Genomic DNA, 3,581 nt, shown 5'->3' with positions numbered 1-3,581 from the left:
ACTATACTTAGCTATTACATTTCATATAGCGGAAGTCGGAAGCAATTATATTACTAATTCCGTATGGCTAATTGGAATTAGTAATACTACTTTAAAATTTGCAATCTATAGACTAACTAATTCTCAAGCGTACTGTTAACACTGAACAAATAACGAACCTTTTTGGTTGTCCACTAGTTAATTTTGATGGGTAAGTCCTGTAACTTAATTAGTGTGTTAGTAAACATCACCTAAGTATTAATGGCTCGAATTTTGATCTACCATCTTTGTAGTTATACGGTTTATACTGTGACTTGAGGCTTTTATGATGATAGTTTTGTGTTTACCTAAACATCTTATTTGCGTGTATATAAGTCATATGGTCCTTTGAGATATGGATACGTCATTTTTTCTTTATTGACAATTCTGTATTCTTACAAAGTATGTGCTTTAGACATTTAATACGAACCACTTCGAACTAGGTTTGTTGCATATTCATCAATGAAGATGATTAGATTAGCTCTCTCTGAAACGTCCTGGCATATTTTAGCTATAAATTTAAGACTAAAATGTATTTCGCTTTTAACATTGGTTTCAACTAAAGCTTCGAAATAAAACTTTATTTAAACTCCCTCTGACTCAGTTAAACAGAAATTTTTAACGTGTTTTCACTATTTACTTTTATCGTAGGGCCTCCCTAATTCAGTTGATCACCAACCAAAACGGTAAGTATGTCTCACACTAAGCCAATTCATCTTATTCAACGCCTTTTACTATTGTTTAGGTTTCATAAAGTTACGCATTGTAATTAGTTTCTCTGACTTAACAGTCTGCTATACATAATACATCGTAGTTTTTAGGAGTGACCGCTTCTAGCAACCATAAATCGGCAGACCAGTGGCATCAATATAAGATGCGGAGTCGAACCTTTGATTAGTGCCTTAGGCATCACAGACACTTCATTCGCTCTATGGTTGATACCCCTTTAATGCGTTGAAGATATCAGAATTTAAACAAGTCAAAAAAGAAACAAAAAGCCGGCGAACTCAATGGCATGGAAAAACATGCTTTGGAATAAGACAGCTGTAATATCTAGCTAAAAATAGGAGATCTCCTATCTTATTGTTTACTCTGTTTCCACTCACTTATAGCTTATTCATCAATCCAAAACGTATGCTTTATTAAGGCTTTGTTGTCATACTTCTAGTTACTTTTTTGATACCGAGGTAGGTATTAGGCCACAACTATTAATAGGTGTTGCAGGGCAGATAGTAGCTTCTTGATTTGGTTCCATCGATTTAAGCAACAAAGCTTATGCTCTAGTACACCTTAATTTATCTTTACATCTGTAACTTCCATATCAAATGGTTTGCCGTTAATACTCTTAATATCTTTCAAATATTTTCTTGGAAGCTTAGAGATCTCTCTAATAAACCTTGCACCTGCTCTGCCAATCTTCGAGTTCTCAGTTTTTATAATACTCTTCGATTTTGTTACAAAGTAATCTGCTTAAAAGCACTTTCCCAATCTCCTGTTGTCGATTGACGGCAACAGCTAACACTTTCATACCAATTATTTTCTTGCGTCAATTTGGTTGGACTCCAACGCCAATCACAAACATCACTAAGTAGTACAAAAGTCCTGATGTTCATTGCACCGCCAATATGGACCACAGAAGTATCAACAGAAATTAGCGCATCAAGGTTTTTCATAGCACATGCAGTGTCATAAAAATCCTCGAAAGAATTTCCAAGGTTAATAATGCCATACTTCGAAAGAACTGCTTTTTCTTGTTCCGTAGGTTGAAACTGTAGTGAATAGAGATTAGCTTCTTTGGCCTCTACTGGTAGATGAGCCAAAAACACCTCAAGTTCCATTGAACGAATAGCATCTTGACGGTGATCAGGATTACCTCGCCAAACGATAGCTATCTGTCTTTTTTCATTGTCTAGAAAAAACTGTTGGAAGCTGGCCCTACTATCTTGAGGGGCAACTGTTAAATATCCAGATTGATAAGGAACTGAGTTTGCCTGAGTTTCTAGGATATACGGCAAGTCCATAACAGGAAGATGATAGTCTATGCCTATTTTTTCGCCTATTTTAGGAACTTCGCAGATATCGCCGTAGTTATACTGCATCAACCGCCATAGGGGGTTGAGGACATGGATGTAAATCGCCTTAGCACCTTTTTGCTTTAGAATAGGTGCAAAACGAATGAAATTGATCACATCCCCAAAGCCTTGTTCATGTGAAATCAGTATCGCTTTGTTAGAAACATCCGTTTCTTTTTGCAATAGATTTGTATTTGGAATTGGTAGTAAATTCGTATTTAAAATCAGACCAGCGCGTTTCATACTATTATTATCATCATAACGAGCTCTAAAAAGATCAAAACCATGTACATAGTCGTCCATTGATAAATATTTAAACGCCATTAGATAATCAACAAGTTTGTCGTATTGACTCGCTAAAAGTACTCGCTGTCCTCTAGCGTTCAAGATTTCCAGTATCAAGATCGTATCTGTAAGCATTTCAGTGTTGCCGGCAATATCCGTACACTGAACGGCCCATTTATAATTCCCTTTAAGAGACAACTGAGGCAAAAACAAGCTCCAATTACCTGATTCACCCACTTCAACCGGAGTAATTTCTGCTACGGGCACAGCACACCCAGATGGGTCTGTTAATGAAATAAGCTCAACCTGAGACCCTACTTTTCCTTTCCCCGACAACTCAATATCTTTTAACTTATTAACATCAACCACTATACAAAACCTACCAATATCATTAACAATAGCCCCAGCTGCTCATTCAGGAACTTGGTCCATAGTAAGCCGAGGCGTACAATATACGTTTATACCTAAATTTTGATCGTACTAACTAATTGATACTCGATATGTAGGAAAATACTTAAAATGTTAAAAGTATATCCTTTCAACCAAATACATAACGTAATTAGGCTATGTTGAAAATGAATTTCATAAGTGAATGGAACCACGGGGGAGCGCTCAAGCTGTCATCAAAGCACTGATGGTTAATACAGGTCTCTCCTGCTTTTCATCAGCCGTGTTGCCACATTTGAAATTGAATTCTCTTAAGCATATGCATGACATTAATAAGTGGACTAGGTGGATAAGTCGTTTAGCTTTCCAAGACTCGTTTCAACTATTTGCCCTGGCGATGAACTGCCTCATCTGGGCATTTTCCTAACGTCTTTAACGTCCTAAGCCGGCGCTTTATCCGTATCGATTAGGCATTCCTAACTTTTTGCCCTATTAAAGCCCTCGCTAAAAAACGCTTCGGTATTGCGAGTAGTGGAAATGAAATAGATAATTTTCCTTGCTCACCAACTACTCGATAGAGGTAAACCCTTTTTTTGTACGTCTCATAAACTTTTGAACTCACTCCTGAGCACGGCAAGTAAGCCAATACTATTTAAGCTGTTCTTGAATAAGTGAAGCATACCATTGAACCCATCGATAGATTGTCGAGTGGTCAACATTGACACCTTGCTCACTCAGTATCTCTTAAAGTTCACGATAGCTGATAACGTATTTACAATCCCGTTCTTAGAACATCGGATGGGCTTTGTTGCCGAAATC

At 37.1% G+C, this 3,581-nt stretch carries 1 protein-coding gene and 1 pseudogene; both read right to left on the bottom strand.

The window, feature by feature from the left end:
* Positions 1–1,472: 1,472 nt before the first annotated feature.
* Positions 1,473–2,744 (bottom strand): Ig-like domain-containing protein, encoded by a 1,272-nt coding sequence (locus tag HW45_RS04070; protein WP_038225024.1) that lies wholly within the window; start codon positions 2,742–2,744, stop codon positions 1,473–1,475.
* Positions 2,745–3,436: 692 nt separating this feature from the next.
* Positions 3,437–3,539: pseudogene (locus tag HW45_RS29880) on the bottom strand (IS6 family transposase); the annotation flags it as partial.
* Between the last annotated feature and the right edge of the window lie 42 nt (positions 3,540–3,581).

Origin of the sequence: Vibrio sp. ER1A (assembly GCF_000733315.1) — a bacterium.
GTDB lineage: Bacteria > Pseudomonadota > Gammaproteobacteria > Enterobacterales > Vibrionaceae > Vibrio > Vibrio mediterranei.
The sequence above is the reverse complement of the archived record's forward strand: the minus strand, read 5'-3'. Positions and strand labels throughout refer to the sequence as shown.